The sequence below is a fragment of the Halomonas sp. 1513 genome, assembly GCA_001971685.1.
In the GTDB taxonomy this organism is placed as follows: Bacteria; Pseudomonadota; Gammaproteobacteria; order Pseudomonadales; family Halomonadaceae; genus Franzmannia.
The window spans coordinates 747,944-773,654 of the sequence record CP019326.1; the positions used below are offsets into that span (position 1 = coordinate 747,944).

Sequence of the window (25,711 nt, forward strand, 5' to 3'; positions counted from 1 at the left end):
TATCAGGAATCTCATCTTCCGACGGCTGCTCGGCGCTGTCCCCGTTCGAATGAACGGGGGAAGACGCAAGTGCCTGCACTAGGCTGGGGGCATACAACAAGAGCAGGGGAATCAGGATGCGAGTCGCAGGCCGAGTGGGCGCGGCGCTGCTGGCGCTGGTAGTCGCGCAGGGTGTCGATGCCTATCCGCAAGTGACGTTCTCACAGGAACCCAATGACACGCCTGAGCAGGCCCAGTCGGTTAGCGCTGAGGCGCGGCTGGTCGGCGAGGTGTCTGGCGACGACACAGATCTGTTCTGGTGGGCGCTGGATGACAATCAGACCGACCGGCTATGGCAGGTCGAGCTGCAGGGCGATACCGAGGCGGCCATCGAGGTGCACTTCACCTGGCCTGCGGAGGAGCAAGCCCCGGCATCCAGCGGCGTCGCCGAGTTCGGAGAGGCGCAGCCCGAGGAGACGGCGGCCGAGGAGACGCGCCTGATGACCATGGACGTCAGCGCCGACCAGCCGCGGCAGCGTCGCCAGCAGCTGATCGTACCTCCCGGAGAGCACCTGATCGGCTTCCTGGCCCAGGGCATGGGCGGTGAGTACCAGCTGACCCTGACCGAAGCGGGACGCTTGAGGGTGCGTGGCCAGGTCGGGCCCGACGCGGCGGATGAGCTGGAGGTGACGCCTGGTCGAGTGTGGTTCTTCCATCTCGACGTGGCCGAGCACCAGATCCCGCTGGTCCCGGAGGAGGACGCCGAGGAGTTGCTGTGGCGGCTCGAGCTGCTGGGTGAACTGGGGGTTTCCCTGGAAGCCTGGATCGAGAACGGCGCCGGTGAGCGCATCGCCGAGGTGCACGCTGATTCACCCGTTCAACACCACTGGACACGCCTGGATCTCACCCAGGGCAGTCGCCTGCACCTGCGCCATCCCCAGGGCGAGGCCATCGGCCGAGTCGGGCTGGAACTGATCGAGGATGGTCAGCGCCCCGTGCCGGACGCGGAGAAGCAGGACGTCGTCGAGGTCGAAGCCTCGTCGCAAGAGGAGGCGCTGTGGTTCGGGCTCGATGAGACGGCTGCGCTGGATCTGGTGCCCAATCAGCGCCAGTACCTGGCTTTCTCGGTGGATGAGTCGGCGGCGGGACAGCGGCTGGATGTGGTCGGCGACACCGACCGTGATATCGATGTGTGTCTGAACCGGCGCGGCGACGACGCCCGCGACCCGGTGTGCCGTGATGGCCCAGCCGAGGCGCTGTTCGATCGGATGCAGCTCGTGGCGGGCGACTACCTGCTGCAGTTGCGGCTGTCGCGCCGCGCCGATGATCCCGTGCCCACCGAGGTGCGGCTGATGAAGGCGGACTTGCCTGAGCGGCGCGGCTGGGTGGGCGCGCCTAACGACAACCGTGACTGGGCCGCGGTGCTGAGAGCCGATGATGCCCGTCAGGGGCGCTTGCAAGGCGGCGACAGCGCCTGGTTCGAGCTGCAGGTCAGCGGCGAGACCCAGGTCTGGGAGCTGCATGCCGAAGGCGATCCTATCGAGCGCCTGGCACTCTTCCATGATGGCGACCGTCGGCCTTTTCTCGACAGCGCGCAGTCACGGCGCGGCGAGCCTCTGCAGCAGCGGCGGCTGAGCCCGGTGCGCCTGCTGCCGGGGCGCTATCAAGTCCTCGTCGAAGGGCAGGACACCGACTACCGTCTCGAGGCCCTGCCGCTTGGCCAACCCCAGCCGGGCCGCGAGATGGAGCCCAACGACGAGCCGGAGGATGCCAACCCGCTGTGGTTGGGCGAGGCCGTCGAGGGGCATTTCCACAGTGAGGATGACGTGGACCACTTCCACTTTCATCTGCCCGGCGAGAACCGGCTGGTGATGGACCTGGCGCCGCCGGAGGCGGGGAGTCTCGAGGCTCGATTGATCTGGCAGGGCAGCGAAGTGCTGCGCACGCTCGATCTGGAGCGCGATACGCGCATCAGCAGGATGCTGCCCCCCGGGGACTATGTCCTGCGGCTCGAGGGGGAGTCGCCTGCGCAAGCCCCCTACCGCGTCGCGTTGGCGGTCGGCGATCCCTGGCACCATCAGGGCGTGGCGGGGCTTGCCAAGCACATCGACCAGGCCGCCCTGGTCCCCGACGACGGCGTCATCAACCCTGAAGCGAGGGGCCTGGATGACGCCGAGGGCTATCAACGGCTCCCGCTGAGTGAGCAGACTCGCACGCTGCATTTCGAGGCGCGGCGCATCGGCGATCAACTGCGCTTCGTCGATGCGGATGGCAATGAGCTCGAGATAGAAGAGACCGACGAGCGGCGTCGCTATGCCGTAACGGTGCCCGGCGGGGAGCAGTGGTATGTCTGGGCCAGCATCGGTCGAGGCACCAGGAACCTGACCCTGGAGGATCCGGCGCAACCGTATACGCCTGAAACGGCGCCCATCGCCGTCGAGCTGGACAGCGATAGCCGGCGCTTGCCGCCTTTTCAGCCCCACGCCCAGCGCCTCGAGACCCGTCTGACGGTCAGCAATCAAGATGAGTCGCCCCTGGAACTACCCATGCAAGCCCATGCCAGCCAGGCCGGATGGTCGCTGTCGGGGCTGCCCGAGTCACTCGCCCTGGAGGGCGGAGAGCAACGCCAGCTGACCCTGACCTGGACGCTGCCGCCCGAGATGCTGAGGAGTGACCCGCCCTCGCTGTTCGTCGCGGCGGGAGATCATACGGCACGCCATGACCTGCAGATGGACCCCACTGCAGGGGCCCTGGATCCACAGCTGGTGCCTGCCGTGCCAGCGCCGCTCGATGGCAAAGTGGACATGGCCTGGAGACACCTCGGTGCGCACTTCGTCGATGCCGATGGCAATGAACTGGACAGTGACCTCGGCGGCCTTGCCCGCGGCGGGCACTTCCTGATCGACACGATGGCCAGTGCCGGGAGTTCCATCGAAGTCGATGTCGACCCGGGCGAGCCTCTGCCGCCGATCCGTCTGGCCGGCGAGGGAGGACGTGTGCATGGCCTGGCCCTCAATCAACGCTCTCGGCATGCGCACAGCTATCGCTGGCAAACGGTCGAGGTCGCGCTGGGCGAATCCCTCGACGATCTGGAGGTGGTAACGACCCTGGCGCTGGACAGCCGCGACGGCGAGCAGTTTTTCCCCTTCGATGAGCCGCAGGAGGCACGCTATGTGCAACTGCGGCCGTTGTCGATCTTTCTTGCCGAAGGCGAACGGCGGCGCTCTCGCCACGGCAGTGGAGCGCTGCGGGTGCTCGGTGAGCCGAGCGGTGAGCTGGCCGAACGGCGCCATGACCTGCTCGATCATGAGCTGGGCGGACACTGGGTCTACACCCTGCCGGATCTCAGCAGCCTGTATGGCTTTCAGGGGCAGCGCTACAACCATCGAGGGGTGATGAGTGAGCGCCGCGTGCGGCGCGGCCAGCGTATCAGCGGCGAGCGCGTCGAGATGGTTTTCGCCTTCCTGCAGCAGCGCGCGGCGCGGATCGATGAGTTGCGCTGGGTCGAGAACCTCGACTGGGATGGTCTGCCGGTGGACGAGGTGGCGGTGTATTCCACGCTGGAATCGCCGGTAGGGCCCTGGGAGCATCAGGCCGACTGGAGCCTGTCGCGTGACGATGAGGGGGTGGCGACCCTGGGGCTATCCGACGCACCGCGGATGCGCTACCTGCGTCTGGTGTTCGACGAGCCCGACATGCCTGACGGTGAGCGTCGGGCCAGCTGGCGTATCCCCGAAGCGCTGCAGGCGATCGAGGCCGATGCCCTCGACAGCGGCCGCTCGATCCTCGGCCACTGGGGGCTTGACGGTCCTCGCGGCCCGCTGGAGGCGGAGCAGGATGCCGGCCGCCAGCAGGCGCGTGAGATCGAGGATTCCGATAGTCATGCCGAGGCGCCTTACGCCCTGACGGATCGTGTCGTGGGGCGGGTCGAGGAGCCGGGAGATACACGCCACTATGCGCTGAGCCTCGATGCGCCGGATAACACCCTGGCGTTTGAGCTCGATGAGCCGGCTCGGGGGCGGCTGCGCGCGACGCTGCATGACGCGCAGGGCGACGCGGTGGCGCTCGAGTGGTCATCGGCCGGCAGTGGTCGCCGCCAGGCCGAGGCGCTGGATGTCCCGGCAGGCGAGTACCGCCTCACGGTCAGCGAGCCGCCGCGCTCGATTGTCTTCCTGTGGGATGGCAGCGGCAGTTTGTCCAATCACCAGCCGGCGATCTATCAGGCGCTGAACCGCTTTGCCGAGGGACTGGAACCCGACAAAGAGGTCTTCAACATGCTGCCGCTGGGGGGCCCCCTGCTGATCGATGGCTGGGCCACGCAGCCCGCTCAGGTGGCCCAGACACTCGCCGCCTACGACGGCAGGTTCAGCAGTTCCAACTCGGAACCTGCATTGGCCCTGGCCAGCCGCGCCCTGGCGCAGCGCGAGGGGCAGCGTGCGATCTTCCTGATCACCGACGCCGAGCAGACCGGCCGCGACCTGGGCGCCTGGGAGCCTCTGTCTGAGGTTCGGCCACGAATCTTCAGCCTGGAGGCCTCGCATGGCTCTCGCAAGGACACCGACGAGAACCGCTGGTACCAGAATCAAATGCTCAGCTGGGCCCAGGTGGCCGATGGCCGCTACCGCTACACCGCCGACCGCACCGACCTGATTCGCGGCTTCGAGGCCGGCATGCGCGAGCTACGCCAGCCCAGCGAGTTCATGCTGACGCTGGAGACACGCTATCAGGAACCGCCGGAGCCCGGCCGGCTGGCCGTCGTCAACGCCGACCCCGAGCAGCCGGCGGTGGCTGGCGGCGTCGTGCACCTGATCTTCGACGCATCGGGCTCCATGCTGCGCCAGATGGAGGGTGGACGGCGCATCGAAGTGGCTCGGCGCATCGTGCAGCAGACCCTCGACGAGCGTATTCCCGATGAGGTGCCGGTGGCGCTGCGCGCCTATGGCCACACCGAGCCACATAGCTGTGAGACAGAGCTGCTGGTGGAGCCCGATAGCGGCAATCACGTCGAGGTGCGTGAGGTGGTGGATGGCCTCCAGGCCATCAACCTGGCGCGTACGCCGCTGGCCGCCTCCCTGGATGCAGTGCTAGACGACCTGGCCGGCTACGAAGACCAGCCGCGGCTGGTGGTGATGCTCACCGACGGCGAAGAGACCTGCGACGGCGACGTGGCGGCTTCGGTCGATGAGCTGATCGCGGAAGGCGTCGACGTGCGCCTCAATATCGTCGGCTTCCATATCGACGAGATCGGCCTGCAGGCCGAGTTCGAGCGCTTCGCTGCCCGTGGCGGCGGCGAGTACTTCGACAGCCACGACGGCGACGAGTTGATGGCCGGGCTGGCCCAGTCGCTGGCCGCCACCTGGCGCGTGCTCGACGTTGACGGCGATGAGGTTGCCCGGGGCCGGGTGGATGACGACCCCGTTGAGCTGGACGTGGGCGAGTATGAGCTGCTGGTTGAGACCCAGGCGGGCGAGCAGCGCCGGGCCTTCACGCTGGGAGCGAATCAGCACAAGACACTGGAGGTGGGGCGTGATGACTAGGCTGGCCCTGTTGGGTATCTCGTTGACGCTGGCGCCGATCGCCTCGGCAGCGCTGATGTGTCCGGGGGCGCCCGGCATGAGCGAGAGCGACCAGCGCTATCTCGAGCAGCGCGTGCTGACCCTCGACCGCAACGTGCGCGATGCCTATCACGACTTGCCGTGGGAGACCCTGCGGGTCGCGGAGGCTCAGCAGGCGGTGGGCAGTCGCCCCGAGGCGCTCTTCGAATGGGTGCGAGACGAGACCCGCTGGCTGCCCTATGCGGGAGAGCTGCGCGGGGCGGCCGGGGTAATGCAGGATCGCATGGGCTCCAGCCTGGACCGTGCCCTGCTGCTGGCGGCGCTGATGGAGGACGCCGGCCACACCGTGCGCCTGGCCCGCACCGAACTCTCCGAAGAGGCGCTTGAGCGGCTCGACTCGGCCTGGGCCGACGACGCGGTGGCCAGGCGGCCAGATGGCCCCGTCGAGATGGACCTCTCCGAGGCGTCGATCGCGGCCCTGTCCGAGCGGCTCCAGAGCGACCCCGAGGCCATGGCCGAGGCGCTGTTGGAGCAGCGCGAGGCCGCCGACACACGGCGGGCGAGGCTGCTGGCCGATAGTCAGCGGCTGGCCGAGGGGTTGACCGCGCTGCTGGGCGCGGTCCCAGACGACGCCGATCTCAGCGATGACCGCCCGACCGATCACTGGTGGGTGCAGCAGCGCACCGCCGATGGCTGGTCGGACTTCGATCCGGCGCTGCCGGAGCATGCCCCAGGCGAACGGCTGATCGAGGCAGGCGACCTCGAGAGCCACTATCCCGAGGCGCTCCCCGAATCGGCTCGCCACTGGTTGCGCATTGAAGTGGTTGCCGAGCAGCTCGAAGGCGGTCGACTGAAGGAGGCGGTGGCCTTCTCGCATCGACTGCCGACCGCCGAACTGCTGGGTCAGCAACTGCACCTTGAGCTCTATCCCATGGCGCTACCGTCGCCCCAGTCGCTGCTCGATGGGAGCCTTGCGCTAGATAGCCTGCCGGACGAGCTGTTTACCCAGGAGCAGTGGGTGCCCTACCTGCGCCTGGGTGACAGCCTCGAGCGCCAGTACGGCATCATGGCCGACGGTAGCGTTGTCGATCTCGGCTCTCAGGCCTCCATTGCCGGCGCCTTCGGCGAAGCCGGCAGTGCGCTGGGCGAGGTGGGCGTAGGCGGTCTGGGCGCCGACGAGCCGGAGACGCCGCCGGAGTTGAGCGCAGTGATCACGCGCTTCCACGTCGAGGCGCCGGGGCGTGAGACGCACACCGTCGAGCGTCCGCTGATGGACCTGATTGGTCCCGACAGACGCAGCGCTGGCGTCGAGAGTTTCGAGGTCGATGAGAGCCTGCGCGAGCAGCGCGCCGTCGAGCTGTTGAGCACTATGACGGTGCTTGGCCAGACGACCTGGGTGCCGCCGGCGCAGCTGGCCGCCTGGGACTATGAAGGGCTGATGAACAACCGTCAGGCGGCCCTGGCTGGCGCCTACCTCGGCGCCCAGGGGGACGACAGCTTCATCGGCGAGGCCCTCGAGTCGCGCAATATCCGCCGATCGGCGCTGGATCAGCTTGCCGCCATGCGGCTGGCCTACAGTCCTGATCCTGAAAGCGTCGCGCTGACGCGCCTCAACCTGCTGGGGTACGTGACGCTGATGGAGTTCGAGGCGGGCGAGCACCGGCGGCGCGAGGGGTTCGACATCCTCGATAATCGGGTCACGGTGCCCAGCGGCGAGCGGGTGGCCGCGACCCGGCTGGCCCAGGGGGCGCTGGACACCCTGCTGGAGGCCGAGCTTGCGGCCGACGAACACGCGGCCCTGGGCAACACGGCTCAGGCTTTCCTGCACGACTTGCGTGAGGAGCGGCAGTGGCACCAGGTGACCAGCCTGGAAGGTCTCGAGGCGCTTGGCTGGCGGCCACAAGCCGACCTCGAGGCGCACTTCGCTGCGCGACTCGAGGAGGGGCAGACACTGCTTCTGCCCGACACCCCGGCACGCGACGCTGCGCCGACCTGGTGGCAGCTCGACCCCAGCAGCGGTGATCTGCTCGGCTACGGTCGTGATCGTCGCGGTCAGTACGTCGAGGGGATCCTGACCCTGATGAGTGCCGGCGACAGCGCCATGGGCGCGGTCGGCATGGTGCAGAGCATCTGGAGTTGCCTGTTTACCGCCAGCGACCCGCTGTGCTGCACCCAGGATGCCGCGGCCCAGGAGATGATCGGCAGCGCCGTCAGCGCTGGACTGGGAGGGCTCGCCGAGGCCCATGACATCAATATCGTCATCGGGCGTGAGCTGGTCTCCGGAGGCGCCTTCGACCGGCTCAATTCGGCGGGTATCGGCAAGGTGGCCGGCGACGTGGCCGGGGAGGGTGCCGGGTACATCGTGGATTCCTGGGGCCGCTGCAACTGAGGAGATGCCAATGAACCCGTCACGCACGCGCCAGGCCTTGCTCGGCATGGGGGGGCTGCTGGCCTTGCTAGGCCTGTGGACAGCGACACCGCTGGCGGCCCAGACGCCCTGCGCCGAGGCGGTGCGGGAGGGCCTCCCGGCCGTGGGGTGCAACCGTGCCGTCACCCTGCACGTCAAGGACATGGCGTTCAGCGATGAGCTGAACGGCCAGGCGCCACCGCCGGGGAAGCGCTGGGTCACGCTGGCGCTGCGCTTCGACAGCTGGATGCCCAGCGACCTGGTGTTCGGCCAGGGCTATCCCGAGCCATTGCTGGTGGCATCGCTGGAGCGTCAGCTCTACCTGCTGGTGGACGACCGTCAGGTGACGCGGCCGATCCTGCCCAATGATTCGCAGCTGGAGGACGAGTTCGTGCTGCCTCGAGCCGGCGCCAGGCGCCACGGGGAAGTGGCGTTCGCCGTGCCCGACGAGGCGCTGTCGCAGCTATCGCTGCACTACTACCACGACCAGTATGCGCCCATCGTGGTGCCGCTGCTGGGTGAGCGGGCCGAGCCCGATGAGGGCGCGGAGCAGGCAAATCGCCGGCAGGGCCACGACCTGTTGTCGCTGGGCGTTCACGACGTGGATCGTCATGACCGCTGGCAGGGCGAGGCGGCTCCCGAGGCGATGCAGTGGCTGGTGGTGGACCTGCGCGGCCAGGGGGAGTGGCGAACTCCAGTGGATGCCCGGGCGCTGGATGCCTCGGCCGAGCGTGAGGCGCAGGCATCGCTGCGCCGCGTGATGGAGTACATCGAGGCGCCGGGGCTGCTGCAAGCGGTGGTGGACGGGCGTCATGCCTATGTGCGCAACCTCGAGCTCAGCACCCTGGGCGATGACCCGGCGCTGCTCCCCGATGCCTGGGCCGGCGGCAAGGCGGTGTTCCCGATACCCGAGGACGCCGAACATATCGAGCTGGTGGCCTATATGCCGCAGTTTGGCGGTACCGATATCTCCTCGGAGATTCGCCCGGCCCTGCGCTTCGCGCTCGAGGAGGGCGAGCGTGAGCCGCACGCCGAGCCGAGAGCGTCGATAGAGGATGGCCCGATTGGCTTTCGGATCCATGACCTGACGCTAGGCGACAGCTTCGCCGGCCATACCGCCGCGGCGGGTGAGACGCTGGTCTGGATCGAGGCGGCGATGGCCAACCGCAGCGAGGTCGGCGGCATGATGGAGGTCGGCAGTCGGCTGCGACCGCGCGAGCCGGAAGGCGAGCTGCTGGGCGTCTATCAGGCCGGGCCGATGGCGCAACAGGAGCCCTTCTGGCTACCGGCGGACGATGAGCCGCGCCACTTCCAACTGCTCTATCGCTACTCCACGGACATCGAAACCCTCGAATTCGAGTATGGCGGTGTCGCCGTGATAGAGCAGGTGAGTCTCTCCGTTGCGGAGTGACGGTTCCAGCGCCGGCCTTTCCCCTGTGAACGAACGGGGCCAAGTGGCAAAAGGCTGATTAGTCTCATGGGGTGAGCGCAACGCTCACGCTCAGACAACTAACGATACGCTTTCTGTGCAGGGGGCATCATGTGGGATTTCAACATCGGCAGGGCGCTTGGCCTAATGGTCAAGACGCTGCCCTTCGTGCTCTTTCGGCTGGCTGTCTATTTCGGCGTCGCCCTGGCGTATGTGCTGATGACCGGCGTCGGCGCTGGGGTCGGCTGGGGAATCGGCGGCCTGGGCGACGAGGGCTTTCGTGCCGCCAGCACCTTCTGGGGCGGCGTCGCCGGCTTCGGCATCGTCGGCGTCGTGATGTATGTGCTGCGCGAGTACCTGCTGTATATGGTCAAGGCCGGGCATATCGCGGTGCTGGTGGAACTGCTCGACGGCCAGTCGTTGCCCCATGGGCGCAGTCAGATTCAGCACGCCAGTGCCTCGGTCAAGGAGCGCTTTGGTCAGGCGAGTGCCCTGTTCGCAGTGGACCAGCTGATCAAGGGCGTGCTGCGTGTCCTCACCGGCCTGGTGCGAGGCATTTTCGGGCTGCTGCCGATTCCCGGCGCGCGGCAGTTCCTGCGGCTGCTGCAGATGTTCTTGCGCATCGCCGTGGGGTTTATCGACGAGGTAATCCTGGCCTACAGCTTTCGCACCCGGGCCGAGAATCCCTGGGGCGCCTCCCGGGATGGGCTAGTGCTGTATGGCCAGAACCTCAAGCCAATGTTCAAGAATGCCGCCTGGCTGGCGTTGATCGTCTACGGACTCTCCTTCGTCATCTTCCTGATCATGTTGGCACCGGCGGCGCTGGTGGCCTATCTGATTCCCGGCGGTTGGTCGGCCACCGGCGTCATCGTGGCGCTACTGTTCGCCTGGAGCGTCAAGGTGGCGGTGCTGGAGCCCTTCGCCGTCACCTGCATGATGCAGGCCTACTTCAAGACCATCGAGGGGCAGACCCCCGACCCGGAGTGGGAGGCCAAACTGGATGGCCTGTCCGCCAAGTTCCGCACGCTCAAGGGCAAGGCCAGCGAGGCGGGCGCGGCAGGCCACGGCAGCGAAACGCAAGGCGCGCAGCCCTCACGTTGAGCGCTGCCGAGTAGGCTGTCGGCAGGCTAATAACAAGTCGGTAATAGGGAGTGAAACGGACATGACCCATGGGAGCAATAGCGCATGGCGGGTAGGCGTGCTTGTAGCCAGTCTGGGCTTATTGGCAGGGTGTGATGACGCTGCCAATGACCAGCAGGCGGAGGATGCAGCCGGCACCTCGGGTGCTGACAGCGGCGAGCTGGCAGACTTGCTGGAGAGCGTTGAGAGCGGTGAGTCGACGCTGTCTATCAGCGGTGCCGTCACCTCCACGGGCGAATATACCACGGCGGATGACCCGCGCTACGGCGGGGTGAGCAACGATACCTTTCGGCCCGCCCGGGGGAGCGGTTCTTCCCGCAGTGGCAGCAATGCCGACGGGCCCTACGCCATTTCAATCTATACCGATGCCACTCACGAGGATGACCCCGACGATGTCGTACGCGCCTGGGTCACGCTGGTGTTGCCGCAAGGCGCCGAGGCGGGTAACCGCTATCAGGTGGCCGGCTTTTCCGATGCCGATGACGACCAGGTCCAGGCCCATGTCCGCGGTGACGGCATGGCCTGGACCTTTGCGCGTCAGGTCTCGGGCAGCGTCTATCTGGACGAATACTCTGACCGGGTCAATGCCGCCTGGCAGCTGGAGGCCGCCGACGGGCGTGGCGAGGACGCAAGCCGGGTGGCGAGCGAGGGGGCGGTCAAGGATCTGCCGCTGACGCTGCAGTCCGAGGTGGAGTATGAGCTGACCGTCAACGGGGAAGCCGAGTCCAGGCTGGCCCGTGTCACCAGCCGCGACAACATGCTGAACATTGGCCACGGGGTCTACCTCTACCTGCCGTCGGGGGCAGCAGCGGGAAGTTATCCGGTCCAGGCAGGTCGCGATGATGACAGCGTGCGGGCTCAGTTCACTCGGCATGACGTCGATGAAGTCGACGGTGAGTTGACGCTGGCGGCCAACGGCGAGCGTTTCGATGCCGAGTTCAGCATCGATGCCAGCGGTGAGGATGACGTGCGCCTCGAGGGGAGTCTGCACTGGCTCGCGCTGGACGAGTAAGCCGCTGCACTGAGCGGCGGCCGGGAACGCATTTTGACGAGGAAGGGTGATGATAATGCCAAGACAACGCACGCTGAGCGCTGCCCTGCTGGGGGTTGGACTTTCGCTAACGGTCGCTGCTTCGGCGTCGGCCGATGACGTGGTCGAACAGATCGAGCTGGGCCTGGCACTCTACGAGGAAGAGGACTACGGCGGTGCGATCGCCGAGCTGGAGTTCGCCATCAACGACATCCGCAGTCGGGAAGCCGGGCGAATCGCCGAGACCTTTCCCGAGCCCCCGGCGGGCTGGAGCGCCGGGGAAGCCCATTCCGCCGGGGACGGTGGGGCCGCCGCCATGCTGGGCGGCGGCGGCGCGATGCTGGAACGTCAGTATCGCGAGGAGGATGGCAACGGCCAGATGGAAGCCACCTTGATGGTCGACCATCCCATGGTCCAGGGCATGGCGGCGATGTTCAACAATCCGGCACTGATCGCGGCCCAGCCCGAGCTGGAGCGGGAGCGCATGGGGCGGGAGATGGCCATTGTCAAATGGGAGCCCGAACGCTCTCAGGCTGAGGTGTCTCTGCTGCTCGATAGTCGAATTCTGATGCAGGTTAGCGGCCAGAACCTCGAGACTGAGGACGCGGCAGTGGAGCTGCTGCGTGACTGGGATCTCGACGCCGTGCGTGAGCAGGCGGCTCGCTGAAGCTCGTCAGGCGCATGTCACGAGTATGCACCGGAGCATGCGCACCATGGATGCCGGCGGATCCCGCCGGCTCCCCCCCCTTGCGGTAGAGTGACGCCTCACGCACCGCATATGATCAACGGTATTCAACGAACTTGCTCGCCCAAACGCGCTCTGAGGGGTAACGGTCCCGTCGAGACGACTAGCGTTGAATCTGCGGCGTCCGGTGTCCAACCAGCGCCGCCTAATTCTGTCTACGCTGATAGAGTCACCTCGCCCGGCAAGAGGTTCGACGCTGCCGCCGAGGGTCCGCGCTTAAGGAGGCTTCGATGAGCATCTTCGATCATGTGCAGAACCGCTACGAACGCGTTCAGCAGGAAGAGATCAGCCTGCAGGAATACCTGGAACTGTGTCGCAGCGAGCCCACCGCTTACGCCACCGCCGCCGAGCGGATGCTGGTGGCCATCGGCGAGCCCGAGGTGATCGATACTGCCAAGGACTCCCGGCTATCGCGGATCTTCTCCAACAAGGTGATCCGCCGCTACCCGGCATTCTCCGAGTTCTACGGCATGGAGGAGGCGATCGAACAGATCGTCGCCTACTTCCGCCACGCCGCCCAGGGCCTCGAGGAGCGCAAGCAGATCCTCTACCTGCTGGGCCCGGTGGGGGGCGGCAAGTCGTCGCTGGCCGAGCGCCTCAAGTTGCTGATGGAGAAGGTCCCGTTCTATGCCATCAAGGGCTCGCCGGTGTTCGAATCGCCGCTGGGGCTGTTCTCACCCGAGGAGGATGGCGAGCTGCTCGAGAAGGAGTACGGCATCCCGCAGCGCTACCTGAAGAGCGTGATGTCGCCCTGGGCGGCCAAGCGGCTCAAGGAGTACGGCGGCGATATCTCGCAGTTCAAGGTGGTCAGGCTCTACCCGTCGCGGCTCAACCAGATCGCCATCTCCAAGACCGAGCCCGGCGACGAGAACAACCAGGACATCTCCTCGCTGGTGGGCAAGGTGGATATCCGCCAGCTCGAGCTCTACTCCCAGGACGACCCGGACGCCTACAGTTTCTCCGGTGGGCTGTGCAAGTCCAACCAGGGGCTGATGGAGTTCATCGAGATGTTCAAGGCGCCGATCAAGGTGCTGCATCCGCTGCTGACCGCCACCCAGGAGGGCAACTACAACCCCACCGAAGGCATGGGCGCGATCCCCTTCGATGGCGTGGTGCTGGCGCACTCCAACGAGAGCGAGTGGCAGGCGTTCCGCAACAACCGCAACAACGAGGCCTTCCTCGACCGCGTGTATATCGTCAAGGTGCCCTACTGCCTGCGCGTCACCGAAGAGATCAACATCTACAAGAAGCTGCTCGAGCACTCGTCGCTCAACCAGGCGCCCTGCGCGCCGGACACCCTGCGCATGCTGGCGCAGTTCTCGGTGCTGTCGCGGCTCAAGGAACCGGAGAACTCCAGCGTCTACTCCAAGATGCGGGTCTATGACGGGGAGAACCTCAAGGACACCGACCCCAAGGCCAAGTCGATCCAGGAGTATCGCGACTCTGCAGGCGTCGACGAGGGCATGGACGGGCTCTCCACCCGTTTCGCCTTCAAGATCCTCTCCAAGGTGTTCAACTTCGACAACCACGAGATTGCCGCCAACCCGGTGCACCTGCTCTACGTGCTCGAGCAGCGCCTCGAGCAGGAACAGCTGCCCAAGGAGGCCCACGAGCGCTACCTGCGCTATATCAAGGAGTACCTGGCGCCGCGCTACGTCGACTTCATCGGCAAGGAGATCCAGACGGCGTATCTGGAGTCCTATTCCGAGTACGGCCAGAACATCTTCGACCGCTACGTGACCTACGCCGACTTCTGGATCCAGGACCAGGAGTACCGCGATCCCGAGACCGGCGAGCTGTTCAATCGCCAGTCGCTCAACGAGGAGCTGGAGAAGATCGAGAAACCGGCGGGCATCTCCAACCCCAAGGATTTCCGCCACGAGGTGGTCAACTTCGTGCTGCGCGCGCGAGCCCAGAACAACGGCATGAATCCCAGCTGGCAGTCCTACGAGAAGCTGCGCGGGGTGATCGAGCACAAGATGTTCGCCAACACCGAGGAGCTGCTGCCGGTGATCTCCTTCAATGCCAAGGCATCCACGGCAGACCAGAAGAAACACGAGGACTTCGTCGCGCGCATGGTCGATCGCGGTTATACCGAGAAACAGGTGCGGCTGCTCTCCGAGTGGTACCTGCGGGTTCGCAAATCGCAGTAGGCCGAGGAGGTCGCCATGACCTATTTCATCGATCGGCGAGCCAACGCCAAGCACAAGAGCGCGGTCAACCGCCAGCGCTTCCTCGACCGCTACCGCACGCATATCAAGCGCTCGGTGGAGGAGGCGGTCAACCGTCGCTCGATTACCGACATGGAGCGCGGCGAGAAGGTCTCGATTCCCGCGCGTGACATCTCGGAGCCTGTGTTCCAGCACGGCCAGGGTGGCGAGCGCACCATCGTCGCGCCGGGCAACAAGGAGTTCGTCGAGGGCGATCGCCTGCGCCGGCCGGGTGGCGGCGGAGGGGGCGGCGCCGGCGAGGGGGGCGCCTCCAACCAGGGCGAAGGCATGGACGAATTCGCCTTCAGCCTAACCCGCGAGGAGTTTCTCGACTTCGTGTTCGACGGCCTGGCGCTGCCGCATCTGGAGCGCAAGCAGTTGAAGGACCTCGAGGAGGTGCGCCCGGTGCGCGCGGGTATTTCTCGCGACGGGGTCCCGGCGCGGATCAATATCGTGCGCTCGATGCGCGAGGCTCACGCCCGGCGCATCGCCATGCGCGCGCCGATCCGCCGCGCCCTGCGCGAGGTCCAGGAGGCCCTCGACGCTGAGGAGCGCAAGGATGCGGTGCTGCGCAATCCGGCGCGCATCGCGGAACTCAAGGCCGAAATCGAGCGGCTCGAGAAGCGCCTCGAGGCGGTGCCGTTCATCGACACCTACGACCTGCGCTACAACAACCTCACCAACCAGCCGCAGCCCTCCAACAAGGCGGTGATGTTCTGCATCATGGATGTCTCGGGGTCGATGACCCAGGGGCACAAGGACATCGCCAAGCGCTTCTTCCTGCTGCTCTACCTTTTTCTCGAGCGCAACTACGAGAAGGTCGAGCTGGTCTTCGTGCGCCATCACACCGCGGCCAAGGAGGTCGACGAGGAGGAGTTCTTCTACTCGCGCGAGACCGGCGGCACCATCGTCTCCAGCGCGCTGACGCTGGTCGACGAGATCATCACCGACCGCTATCCACCGGGGCAGTGGAACCTCTACGTGGCCCAGGCCTCGGACGGCGACAACTGGGACGATGACTCCACTACCTGCCGCGACCTGCTGCTCAAGTCACTGATGCCGCGGCTGCAGTACTTCACCTACGTCGAGATCACCCCCCACGCCCACCAGGCGCTATGGGAGGAGTACGAGACGGTGGCGGCGCGCTTCCCGTCGCGCTTCGCCATGCGTCAGATCGTCGAAGGCAACGATATCTATCCGGTATTCCGCGAGCTGTTCAGACGTCGCGAAGAGGCCTGACGGCACGCCGGGGAGGGCAGTACATGACGTTACGCAAGCCGATTGCCAGCGGGTCCGACTGGAACTTCGAGGTGCTCGATACCTTCGAGCGCGAGATCGCCCGGCTGGCCGACGAATATCGCCTCGACACCTACCCCAACCAGATCGAGGTGATTACCTCCGAGCAGATGATGGACGCCTATGCCAGCGTGGGCATGCCGGTGGGCTACCATCACTGGTCGTTCGGCAAGCAGTTCCTGGCCGTGGAGCAGGCCTATCGGCGTGGCCAGATGGGCCTGGCTTATGAGCTGGTGATCAACTCCGACCCCTGCATCGCCTACCTGATGGAGGAGAACACCCTGATGATGCAGGTGCTGGTGATGGCCCACGCCTGCTACGGCCACAACTCCTTCTTCAAGGGCAACTACCTGTTCCGCACCTGGACCGACGCCTCCTCGATCATCGACTACCTGGTGTTCGCGCGGAAGTACGTCGCCGAGTGCGAGGAGCGCCACGGCGTGGCGGCGGTGGAGCAGCTGCTCGATGCCTGCCATGCGCTGCAGAACTACGGGGTCGACCGCTACAAGCGCCCCTCGCCGATCTCCGCCGCCGAGGAGGTCCAGCGCCAGAAGGAGCGCGAGGCCTACCTGCAGGCCCAGGTCAACACCCTGTGGCGGACCATTCCCAACCTCGCCGGCAGCGATTCCGAGGAGGCGCTGCCGAATGACGACGACCCGCTCGGCCTGCATCAGCATCAGCGCTATCCGCCGGAGCCCCAGGAGAACCTGCTCTACTTCATCGAGAAGAACGCACCGCTGCTGGCGCCCTGGCAGCGTGAGATCGTGCGCATCGTGCGCAAGCTGGCGCAGTATTTCTATCCCCAGCGCCAGACCCAGGTGATGAACGAGGGCTGGGCGACCTTCTGGCACTACACCCTGATGCACCGCATGTTCGACGATGGCCTGGTCGACGAGGGGTTGATCCTCGAGTTCCTGCAGTCGCATACCGCGGTGGTCAACCAGCCCGACTTCGACAGTCCGCACTACAGCGGTATCAACCCCTATGCGCTGGGGTTCGCCATGTTCAGCGACATCAAGCGGATCTGCGAGTCACCCACCGACGAGGATCGCGAGTGGTTCCCCGATATCGCCGGCAGCGACTGGCTGGAAACGCTGCACTTCGCGATGCGCAATTTCAAGGACGAGTCCTTCATTCAGCAGTTCCTGTCGCCCAAGGTGATTCGCGATCTCAAGCTGTTCAGCGTGGTCGACGATGACCAGGAGGAGATGCTCGAGGTCAGCGCCATACACGATGAGCGGGGCTATCGGCGGGTGCGTGAGGCGCTGTCGGTGCAGTATGCGCTGTCGGTGCGCGAGCCCAATATTCAGATCTACGCTGCCGACATCCGTGGCGATCGCTCACTGGCGCTGCGTCACGTTCAGGATCGTCGTCGGCCGCTGGCCAAGAGCGTCTATCCGGTGATGCGCCACCTGCATCAGCTATGGGGCTTCAAGGTACGGCTGGAATCGGTGGAGGAGGGCGAGGTGGTGCGCCGCTATCAGTGGCCGCTGCCCGAGGAGGGGCGACGGGACTCGACCTGACACGGCCCGCCGTGGCGGTGGAGGAGACAAAAAAACGCCGCACGAAGCGGCGTTTTTTGTGGCGCTGAAACGACGCTGTATCAGCTCATTTCAACCCACGACTGGCACCAGCCCGCCGGCTCGACGCTGTTTTCCGGGAACAGCGAGCAACCTTCGTTGGCCTCGGTATAGAACATGCAGTTGTCGCAGCGCTCGCCCTCTTCATAGGCGGGGTGATCGCTGGCATCGCTGGCTTCTTCCACGTAGTTGAGGGCCTCGGCCTCGGGGGAGTCCGGGTCCAGACGCGGCAGGCTGTCGGCGAAGGCGCTCTTGGACAGAATGCCCGCACCCAGCGGCAGGGCGGCCATGCCCAGCAGACTGTTACGCATGAAGTCACGACGACTCTGGTTAGCCATGGTATCTCCTTATCATCCTTCAGGGGTTCGTCGCGCCCTGCCAGGGGCGGCGAAGACTCCCTTCACGGTCTTCACGGTTGATGATGGCGACCTCGGGGTCGGCCATGCTCGGGCGGTGATCCGCCTCTGGGGTGGGGCAAGCGTTGGCTGGCCCCGCTGTGCGCGCCTCGAATCATGCGCGAGACTGACGCTATCCTGCAGACACGGGTCAGTCATCAGCCTGCTTATGACACCACCCACGGCGTGCAGTTCGTTCTATGCTAGTGCATCTGTGCGGCGATTCGCGAATCTGCGTCGAGATGTCGCGCTGCTCACCGCGGCACCACACAATAAGGAGACGTCATGCGTTATACCCAGTTTGCCTCGCCGTTCGGCGAGATCCTGCTGGCCGGCGACGAGCGTGGCCTGGCGCATCTGGTAATGCTCGAGGGCGAAGCGAGCCTCGAGATCGGCGACGACTGGCAGCGTGACGATGCTGCCCTGGCGGCCGCCCGCGACCAGGTGCTGGCCTATCTCGACGGGCGGCGGCGCAGTTTCAGTCTCGATCTGGCGCCCCAGGGCAGCGACTTCCAACGCCAGGTATGGGCGGCCCTGCTGCGCATTCCCTATGGCGAGACGCGCACCTACGGCGAGCTGGCCAAGCGGCTGGGGCGTGATGGCGCGGCGCGAGCCATCGGTGCGGCCAACGGTGCCAACCCGCTGCCGCTGCTGATCCCCTGCCACCGGGTGGTGGCCGCCGACGGCATGGGCGGCTATAGCGGCGGCGAGGCGCTCAAGGCACGGCTGCTGTCACTCGAGTCGTCGTCGCGGTGAGCGGCGGCGCTTGGCGCCCGGGCCGTGGCTGGGGTAGGGTGTTGGCATAACGTTCTGATTCGAATCGCTACGCAAGGATGCCGCCATGCCGTGGATCAAGTTCGTGCATATTGCCGCACTGGTCTGCTGGTGCGGTGCACTGCTCTATCTTCCCGCTCTGCTGATGGCCAGCGTGCGTCAGCGCGCCGACGGCGGCTTCGACCACGATGCCCCGCCAATTCCCCGCTACCTGTTCAACAGTGCCGCGACGCCGGCTGCGCTGCTGGCCATCGCCTCCGGCACGCTGCTGTTTCTGGTGCATGGCCTGACCGGCGGCTGGCTGGTACTCAAGCTGGCCGCGGTGGTCGGCATGGTCGTGTGCCATGCCTTGTGCGGCTGGCTGATCCTGCGCGTCGAGCAGCAGCACTGGCGGGGGGTATGGACGCTGAGCGCCCTGATTGCCACGCTCGCCTCTGTGTTGATGCTGGCGGTCATCGCACTGGTACTGGCCAAGCCGTTCGCCTGACCCACTCATGAGGAGACGCCGAATGCAGCACTCGCCAGGGACACGGCCGCCGCGCTCAGTCGTCGACGTCGACCCCCACCGCATGCTCGTAGACCAGCTGGCCGCCGAGCCAACCGGCCAGGGCGATCATCGCCGCGGTCATCAGCGACAGGGCCAGCCCCCAGGGCAGCATGTCGCTGGGGTCGTCGAGCCGGAACAGCCAGTTGAGCGAGGCCAGCGAGAGCATCATCACGGCGATGATGGCGTGGCACCAGCCGGTGATCAGGCGGCGTATGCGCTTGACCGTGACCAGGTCGATGATGCCCGCGACGCTGGCGATCCAGCCGCCGAAGGCACCGACGCCGGCCAGCCACAGGCTGGCACGCGCCCAGAACGGATCGCCGGTCAACAGGTAGGCCAGGTCGCTGGCCACCAGTGCCATCAGCGCGGCCACCGGGAAGTGGATCATCACCGGGTGCAGCGGGTGCCCGCCGAAGGAGGCGCGACTCTTGATCGAACGCTGTGGAATCTTGGGGGGAGAGGTCTTGGCCATGGTCGCGTCCTTTGCGCCAGCGGTGCAGTAGGGGTACCTGGCATTCAACGCGTCCCGCGGCGGTGGGTCAACCGTGGCGCGCGCTATCTGGCGCCGTGGCTGGGGCTGATGCTGGCCGGCTGCAGCGGCGACCGCTCGATTCTCGACCCGGCCGGCCAGGCCGCCCGCGAGGTGGCCTGGCTGTGGTGGGGCATGCTGGCCTTCTCTACCGTGGTGCTGGTGGTGATCACCGCGCTGTGGCTCTACGCCTTTCGCGGTGGCCGGCCCACGCAGCGCTCGAGTCGCGACGAGCAGCGTATCGCACGGCGCTGGATCATCGGCGGCGGGCTGCTGCTGCCGGGGCTGTCGATCGTGGTACTGCTGGCCTTCGGCGTGCCCGTCGGGCAGCGCATGCTGCCCCTGCCGCTGCCCGACGGTCAGCAGGCCGAGCGCATCGAGGTGATCGGCCATCAGTGGTGGTGGGAGGTGCGCTACCCGGAGGCCGACGGCGGCGAGGTGGTGACCTCGAACCAGCTGATGATGCCGGTGGGCGAGCCGGTGGATTTTCATGTCACCGGCGCCGACGTGATCCACGCCTTCTGGATTCCGCGCCTGGGCGGCAAGATAGACATGATCCCCGGGCGTACCAACGTGATCCGCCTCGAGGCGGATGTCGCCGGGGTGTTCGGCGCCCAGTGCGCCGAGTTCTGCGGCGCCCAGCACACCAATATGCAGCTCCACGTCGAGGCCATGCCGCGCGACGACTTCGACGCCTGGCTGGCCGAGCGCCAGGCGCCGCCCGAGCACTCCGACGATCATCAGGCGGCACGCGATACCTTCGTCGAGCACTGCGCCAGCTGCCACCGCGTGGCGGGGGTCAGCGATGGCCAGCAGGGCCCCGACCTCAGCGATATCGGCGACCGCGTCAGCCTCGGCGCCGGCCGCCTGGCGATGGAGGAGGGCGCCATCGGCCACTGGCTGCGTCACCACCAGCAGCTCAAGCCCGGTAACCGCATGCCGTCCCACGACCACCTCGACGCCGAGACGCTGGATGCCCTCGGCGCCTGGCTGGAGACCCTGAGCCCATGAGCGACACCGCCCAGACGGCAACGCCGCAAGATCCCCAGCGCCTGCATGAGGACATGCATGAGGTGTGGGGCAATCCGCGCGGCCTCAAGGCGCTGACCATCGTCAACCATACCACCCTGGGCCTGCGCTTCATGGTCACCGGGATGGTGTTCTTCCTGATCGGCGGGATCCTGGCGATGCTGGTGCGTACCCAGCTGGCCTTCCCCGACCAGGAGTTCATGTCGCCGGAGATCTATAACCAGGTCTTCACCATGCACGGCACGGTGATGATGTTCCTGTTCGCCATCCCCATGCTCGAGGGGCTGGCGATCTACATGATCCCCAAGATGATCGGTGCCCGCGACCTGGTCTGCCCGCGCCTCACCTCGCTGGGCTACTGGTGCTACCTGTTCGGCGGCATCATCCTGACCTCGAGCCTGTTCCTGGAGATGGCGCCGGACAGCGGCTGGTTCATGTATACCCCGCTGAGCAGCGGCGAGTTCGCGCCGGGACCGGGCTCCGACTTCTGGCTGCTGGGCATCACCTTCGTCGAGATCTCGGCGCTCTCCGCCGGGGTCGAGCTGGTGGTGTCGATCCTGCGCACCCGCACCCGCGGCATGTCGCTGGACAAGATGCCGCTGTTCGCCTGGTACATCCTGGCCATGGCACTGATGATCGTGGTCGGCTTTCCGCCGCTGATCCTGGCCAGCATCATGCTCGAACTCGAGCGCGCGGTGGGCATGCCGTTCTTCGAGGTCGCCGCCGGCGGCGACCCGATCCTCTGGCAGCATCTGTTCTGGCTGTTCGGCCACCCCGAGGTGTACATCATCTTCCTGCCCGCCGCAGGCATCGTCTCGACGCTGATTCCGGTGTTCGCCGGGCGCCCCATCGTCGGCTATCGCTGGGTGGTGGTGGCGATCATCGTCACCGGCTTCATCAGCTTCGGGCTGTGGGTGCACCACATGTTCACGGTGGGCATACCGCAGCTGGCCCAGGCGTTCTTTTCCGCCGCCAGCATGCTGGTGGCGGTGCCCACTGCGATCCAGGTGTTCGTGTGGCTGGCCACGCTGTGGCTGGGGCGGCCGGTGATGAAGCTGCCGATGCTGTGGGTCCTCGGCTTCCTGGTCATCTTCGTGTGCGGCGGCCTGACCGGGGTGATGCTGGCGCTGGTGCCGTTCAACTGGCAGGTGCATGACACCCACTTCGTGGTCGCCCATATGCACTACGTGCTGGTCGGCGGCATGCTGTTCCCGCTGATGGCCGGGCTCTACTACTGGCTGCCGCTGTTCTCGGGGCGCATGCCCTCGGAGCGACTGGGTCGCTGGGGCTTCTGGCTGACCTTCCTCGGCTTCAACGCGACCTTCCTGATCATGCACTGGACCGGCCTGCTGGGCATGCCGCGGCGCATCTATACCTACGAGACGGTGATGGGCTGGGATATCTTCAACCTGCTGTCGTCAATCGGCGGGTTCGTGATGTCGGCGGGGATTGCCATGGTGCTGCTGGATATCGCCCTGCACTTCCGCTTCGGTCGGCCGGCGCCGCAGAACCCCTGGAACGCCGATACCCTGGAGTGGACCACCTCGATGCCGCCCAGCGCCTATAACTTCGCCAGCCTGCCGCGGGTCGACAGCCGCCATCCGCTTTGGGACGACCCCGAACTGCCGCGCACCATCGCCGAGGGTCGTCACGACCTGGCGGTGATCGACCACGGCCGCCGTGAGCTGTGGGGCAGCGACCCGCTCACCGGCAAGGTGCGCGAGATCATTCACCTGCCGGGCAACTCCTGGTGGCCGCTGTTCGCCTCGCTGGCGCTGGCGGTGGTCTGCGTGTGCCTGCTGGTGCGGCTCTATCCGCTGGCCGGCCTTGCCACCCTGGCGGCGGTGGGCTTCCTGCTGCGCTGGTCGTGGGAGAACGGTGCCCATCCCAAGGCCGCACCCGACGCCCAGGTACAGCCCGGCGACCCGCCGCTTCACTCGCGAACCATGGATGGCCCGGGGCTATGGGCGATGTCGATTGCGCTGCTAGCCAACGGCTCCTTCTTCCTGTCGTACCTGTTCGGCTGGTTCTACCTGTGGACGGTCTCGCCGCAATGGAGCATGCCCGACACCTCGCCGCTGTCGCTGCCGCTGATGGTGCTGGCGGGGGTGGCGCTGACGGCCGGTACGCTGTGGCTGGAAAGACTGGTACGCGGCCTGCGCCGCCATGACGACCGCGGCCTGGCTCCGGGGCTGTTCGCGGTCACCGCACTGGGTGGCGCCCAGGTGGCACTGCTGGTCTGGGTGATCTGGCAGGCGGGTCTCGCCGCCACCGAGACGGCCCACGACGCGGTGCTGCTGCTCGGCCTGATCTACGTGCTGCTGCACGGCGCACTGGGCGCCATCTTGACCCTGCTGCAGGGGCTGCGGGTCGGTTACGGCTACGTCAGCGCCGCGGCGCCCTTCGAACCCGCCGTGGTGGCTCGTCTGTGGCGCTACAATCTGGTGGTCTTCTGGATCGTGGTATTCGCCCTGGTGGCGATGCCGATGTGGCTGGGAGGTGGGGCATGAGCCGTCTGGCGCTGACCCATCCGCTGCATCTGGTCATCGGGCTGACGCTGTGGAGCCTATGGTTCGTGGCGATCTACGGTGGGCTGTCGGTGGCCTGTGCGGTGGCGCCGCCGGCAGCGGAGCAGGGCGCGCTGACCGCCATCAATGTCGCGCTGGGCCTGCTCACCGTGGCGACTACGGCGCTGCTCGGCTGGCTGGCCTGGGCCTGCCTGGAGGCGGCCCGCGACGAGCTGGGCAGGCCGCGTTTCGTCGCCGCGGTATCCGCCGGCCTGTATCTGTTCTCGGCGGTGGCGACGCTGTTCGTGGGGATTCCAGTGATCGGCGTGCCGCCGTGTCTCTAACGGTGACTATTGCTAGGTGCTGGCAGTGATCGACGCGAGGAACGCCGGGGGCAGGTCGAAGAGGAGGTTTGCGCCATGGATGGCGCAAGGTAGCGCCCAGGGATGGGTTCACAGCGCCTCCTCGTAGGCCTGCCGACGGATCAGTTCCGAGCTGCTACCTACCTGCGCAAAGGACGCCGAGCGCGCCACGCTGCTATAATCCCGCCACCGCTTTACCCCCATCCAAGGAGCGACCCATGCAGAACGCCGTGATTCTGATCAACGCCGAGAAGGGCAAGATCAAGGCCGTGGCCGAGCGCCTGGCCGACGTCGAGGGCATCAGCGAAGTGTTCTCCACCTGCGGTCGCTACGACCTGGTGGCGATCGCCCGCACCCGCGACTTCGAGGGCTTGGCCCAGCTGGTCACCGAGCGCCTCGATCAGGTCGAGGGGATCCGTGAGACCGAGACCCTCAATGCCATGCAGGTACACTCGCGCCACGACCTGGAGACGATGTTCTCGGTCGGTTGGTAAGTACTTACCGGGGCGCGAGGTGAGCGGCGTCATTTGCCAGCCCGGCCCCGGGGCGAAAGAACATGAGGGTTAGCAAGTGTTTACTGCATGAAGCGACGCATATCTCGCTGGCGCCGACGGGCGCGCGGCTTGGGTATCAGCCTGGTGTTCGTGCTGGTCGGCACCGGGCTGTGGTACAGCCAGGAGCAGGCGTATCGCGACCAGCTGGTGTGGATGGGCGTGCCGACCTGGGAGTCGCCGACGCCGACCAGCCTGCATCGGGTGCTGCGCAACGACGGCTTCCTGGTGGGCTGGTCGGATCTGCGCGTCAACCCGCTGTGGGTCAGCTATACCCTGCATGAGGTCGAGGATCCGCGTGCCGGCCCGCGGCCCAATTTCCAGCGCGACTGGCGCACCCTGTGGCCGATCGCGCCGGATAGCTACTTCGGTAGCGGCTACGACCGCGGCCACCTGGCGCCCAACTACGCCATCGCCGCGGTGCACGGCGCCGAGGCCCAGGCGCAGAGCTTCCTGATGAGCAATATCTCGCCGCAGCGTCCCGATCTCAACCGACGCCTCTGGCAGCGCCTCGAGGAGGTGGTGATCGACCACTTCGTGCCGCGCTTCGGGGTGGTGCAGGTGGTGACCGGGCCGGTGTTCCCCGAGCGCTTCATGGACAACGTCTTCAATCGCGTGGGGCTGGTCGAGATTCCCGAGGCCTTCTACAAGATCCTGGTGGTGCCCACCGAGCCGCCGCGGGCGCTGGCCTTCATCATGCCCCAGGAGGTCGCCGGCGATGAGCCCCTGGGCGACTACCTGGTCAGCATCGACGAGGTCGAGGCGCAGACCGGGCTGGATTTCTTTCCCAACCTGCCCGTCGCCGAGGCGCAGCGACTGGAGAGTCGCGTGGTCACCGACGGCTGGGCGCTGGATGAGGTCGCCAGGTTGCCGGGCCGCTTCGACTAGCCCGGCCAGAGAGCAGGCACGAGAATGCGCCACCCGGATCGTTTCGGGGTGGTGGTGCGAGTCGTGGAATTGAATAGTCGAGGGGGTATTGCCGGTGGTGCCCAGAAGAGGACTTGAACCTCCACGTCCGTAAGGACACTAGCACCTGAAGCTAGCGCGTCTACCAATTCCGCCATCTGGGCAGCGGTTACATCTGGAGGGGCTCTTGCTGCACGATACGCGTGGTGCCCAGGAGAGGACTTGAACCTCCACGTCCATAAGGACACTAGCACCTGAAGCTAGCGCGTCTACCAATTCCGCCACCTGGGCGTATCGTGTGGTCATGTTCGCGTGGTGCCCAGGAGAGGACTTGAACCTCCACGTCCGTAAGGACACTAGCACCTGAAGCTAGCGCGTCTACCAATTCCGCCACCTGGGCGAACATGAACCGTCGAGCTGATAAAGAGCGTGGGATCTAGATCCCGTGACATCCGGAGATGTCGATTGGTGCCCAGAAGAGGACTTGAACCTCCACGTCCGTAAGGACACTAGCACCTGAAGCTAGCGCGTCTACCAATTCCGCCATCTGGGCAAGTGGCGTGCATCATACCGATTTTGCCTTTTATTGCAAGCCCCGAACGCCGCCTTGGCGCGCTTTCGGGGTGCCCGGGCTCGACCCAGCAAGTACCCCGCAGCGGCAATGGGTTGGGTGTAGCGGGCGGCGGCGCTATACTGCCGCCATGACATTGACAACTCGACCGAATATTGCCTCCCGCCCG

The 25,711-nt window shown here is 66.2% G+C and carries 18 protein-coding genes and 4 tRNA genes; 16 read left to right on the forward strand and 6 right to left on the reverse strand.

Translation table 11 applies throughout. The features are described from left to right. Window positions 1-134: 134 nt before the first annotated feature. From BWR19_03440 to BWR19_03480, 9 genes are all read left to right on the forward strand, one after another. On the forward strand, window positions 135-5,516 hold the full coding sequence (locus tag BWR19_03440) for a hypothetical protein (GenBank protein APX92067.1): 5,382 nt from the start codon (window positions 135-137) through the stop codon (window positions 5,514-5,516). Beyond that, complete coding sequence (locus BWR19_03445) at window positions 5,509-7,923, forward strand: hypothetical protein (protein ID APX92068.1); 2,415 nt, start codon at window positions 5,509-5,511, stop codon at window positions 7,921-7,923. The genes BWR19_03440 and BWR19_03445 overlap by 8 nt, the downstream gene beginning before the upstream one ends. Before the next feature lie 10 nt (window positions 7,924-7,933). Beyond that, on the forward strand, window positions 7,934-9,352 hold the full coding sequence (locus tag BWR19_03450) for a hypothetical protein (protein APX92069.1): 1,419 nt from the start codon (window positions 7,934-7,936) through the stop codon (window positions 9,350-9,352). A 129-nt stretch (window positions 9,353-9,481) separates the two neighbouring features. Beyond that, a complete protein-coding gene (locus BWR19_03455) occupies window positions 9,482-10,471 on the forward strand; it encodes a hypothetical protein (GenBank protein ID APX92070.1) in 990 nt (329 codons plus the stop codon). Between the two features lie 61 nt (window positions 10,472-10,532). Continuing rightward, window positions 10,533-11,522 carry a hypothetical protein gene (locus BWR19_03460; GenBank protein APX92071.1) on the forward strand — a complete coding sequence of 330 codons (990 nt, stop codon included), beginning with the start codon at window positions 10,533-10,535 and terminating at the stop codon, window positions 11,520-11,522. 55 nt (window positions 11,523-11,577) lie between these two features. After that, the gene (locus BWR19_03465) at window positions 11,578-12,207 is read left to right on the forward strand and encodes a hypothetical protein (protein APX94884.1); all 630 of its coding nucleotides are present in this window, start codon (window positions 11,578-11,580) and stop codon (window positions 12,205-12,207) included. Between the two features lie 308 nt (window positions 12,208-12,515). Then, entirely contained in the window at window positions 12,516-14,438 is a 1,923-nt protein-coding gene (locus BWR19_03470; GenBank protein ID APX92072.1) for a PrkA family serine protein kinase, read from the forward strand. A gap of 15 nt (window positions 14,439-14,453) precedes the next feature. Continuing rightward, window positions 14,454-15,734, forward strand: coding sequence for a hypothetical protein (locus tag BWR19_03475; protein ID APX92073.1), 1,281 nt, complete (start codon window positions 14,454-14,456; stop codon window positions 15,732-15,734). A 23-nt stretch (window positions 15,735-15,757) separates the two neighbouring features. Then, a complete protein-coding gene (locus BWR19_03480) occupies window positions 15,758-17,314 on the forward strand; it encodes a SpoVR family protein (GenBank protein APX92074.1) in 1,557 nt (518 codons plus the stop codon). A gap of 80 nt (window positions 17,315-17,394) precedes the next feature. Here the strand turns inward: BWR19_03480 and BWR19_03485 are convergent, their stop codons facing one another. Continuing rightward, window positions 17,395-17,709, reverse strand: a complete 315-nt coding sequence (locus BWR19_03485; GenBank protein ID APX92075.1) for a high potential iron-sulfur protein — start codon at window positions 17,707-17,709, stop codon at window positions 17,395-17,397. 342 nt (window positions 17,710-18,051) lie between these two features. Between BWR19_03485 and BWR19_03490 the strand changes: the two genes are divergently transcribed. Then, entirely contained in the window at window positions 18,052-18,522 is a 471-nt protein-coding gene (locus tag BWR19_03490; protein ID APX92076.1) for a hypothetical protein, read from the forward strand. An 85-nt stretch (window positions 18,523-18,607) separates the two neighbouring features. Then, window positions 18,608-19,027, forward strand: coding sequence for a hypothetical protein (locus tag BWR19_03495; protein ID APX92077.1), 420 nt, complete (start codon window positions 18,608-18,610; stop codon window positions 19,025-19,027). Between the two features lie 55 nt (window positions 19,028-19,082). On the opposite strand, the gene BWR19_03500 is transcribed toward BWR19_03495, so the two are convergent. Next, a complete protein-coding gene (locus BWR19_03500; GenBank protein APX92078.1) occupies window positions 19,083-19,559 on the reverse strand; it encodes a hypothetical protein in 477 nt (158 codons plus the stop codon). A 105-nt stretch (window positions 19,560-19,664) separates the two neighbouring features. Between BWR19_03500 and BWR19_03505 the strand changes: the two genes are divergently transcribed. The 5 genes from BWR19_03505 (at window position 19,665) to BWR19_03525 (ending at window position 24,953) form a co-directional block, all read left to right on the forward strand. Continuing rightward, window positions 19,665-20,627: a cytochrome c oxidase subunit II gene (locus BWR19_03505; protein APX94885.1), complete on the forward strand. Its 963-nt coding sequence runs from the start codon at window positions 19,665-19,667 to the stop codon at window positions 20,625-20,627. After that, the gene (locus BWR19_03510; GenBank protein APX92079.1) at window positions 20,624-23,155 is read left to right on the forward strand and encodes a cytochrome c oxidase subunit I; all 2,532 of its coding nucleotides are present in this window, start codon (window positions 20,624-20,626) and stop codon (window positions 23,153-23,155) included. The genes BWR19_03505 and BWR19_03510 overlap by 4 nt, the downstream gene beginning before the upstream one ends. Then, a complete protein-coding gene (locus tag BWR19_03515) occupies window positions 23,152-23,496 on the forward strand; it encodes a hypothetical protein (GenBank protein ID APX92080.1) in 345 nt (114 codons plus the stop codon). Before BWR19_03510 ends, BWR19_03515 begins: the two co-directional genes overlap by 4 nt. A 236-nt stretch (window positions 23,497-23,732) precedes the next feature. Then, the gene (locus BWR19_03520) at window positions 23,733-24,008 is read left to right on the forward strand and encodes an AsnC family transcriptional regulator (GenBank protein ID APX92081.1); all 276 of its coding nucleotides are present in this window, start codon (window positions 23,733-23,735) and stop codon (window positions 24,006-24,008) included. 87 nt (window positions 24,009-24,095) lie between these two features. Further along, window positions 24,096-24,953 (forward strand): endonuclease, encoded by an 858-nt coding sequence (locus BWR19_03525; protein APX92082.1) that lies wholly within the window; start codon window positions 24,096-24,098, stop codon window positions 24,951-24,953. 95 nt (window positions 24,954-25,048) lie between these two features. Here BWR19_03525 and BWR19_03530 read toward each other — a convergent pair. The 4 genes from BWR19_03530 to BWR19_03545 form a co-directional block, all read right to left on the reverse strand. Next, window positions 25,049-25,135: transfer RNA gene (locus BWR19_03530), tRNA-Leu, on the reverse strand. Window positions 25,136-25,175: 40 nt separating this feature from the next. Next, a tRNA-Leu gene (locus tag BWR19_03535) sits at window positions 25,176-25,262 on the reverse strand. A gap of 22 nt (window positions 25,263-25,284) precedes the next feature. Further along, window positions 25,285-25,371 (reverse strand) — tRNA-Leu (locus BWR19_03540). Window positions 25,372-25,437: 66 nt separating this feature from the next. After that, window positions 25,438-25,524, reverse strand: a tRNA-Leu gene (locus tag BWR19_03545). Between the last annotated feature and the right edge of the window lie 187 nt (window positions 25,525-25,711).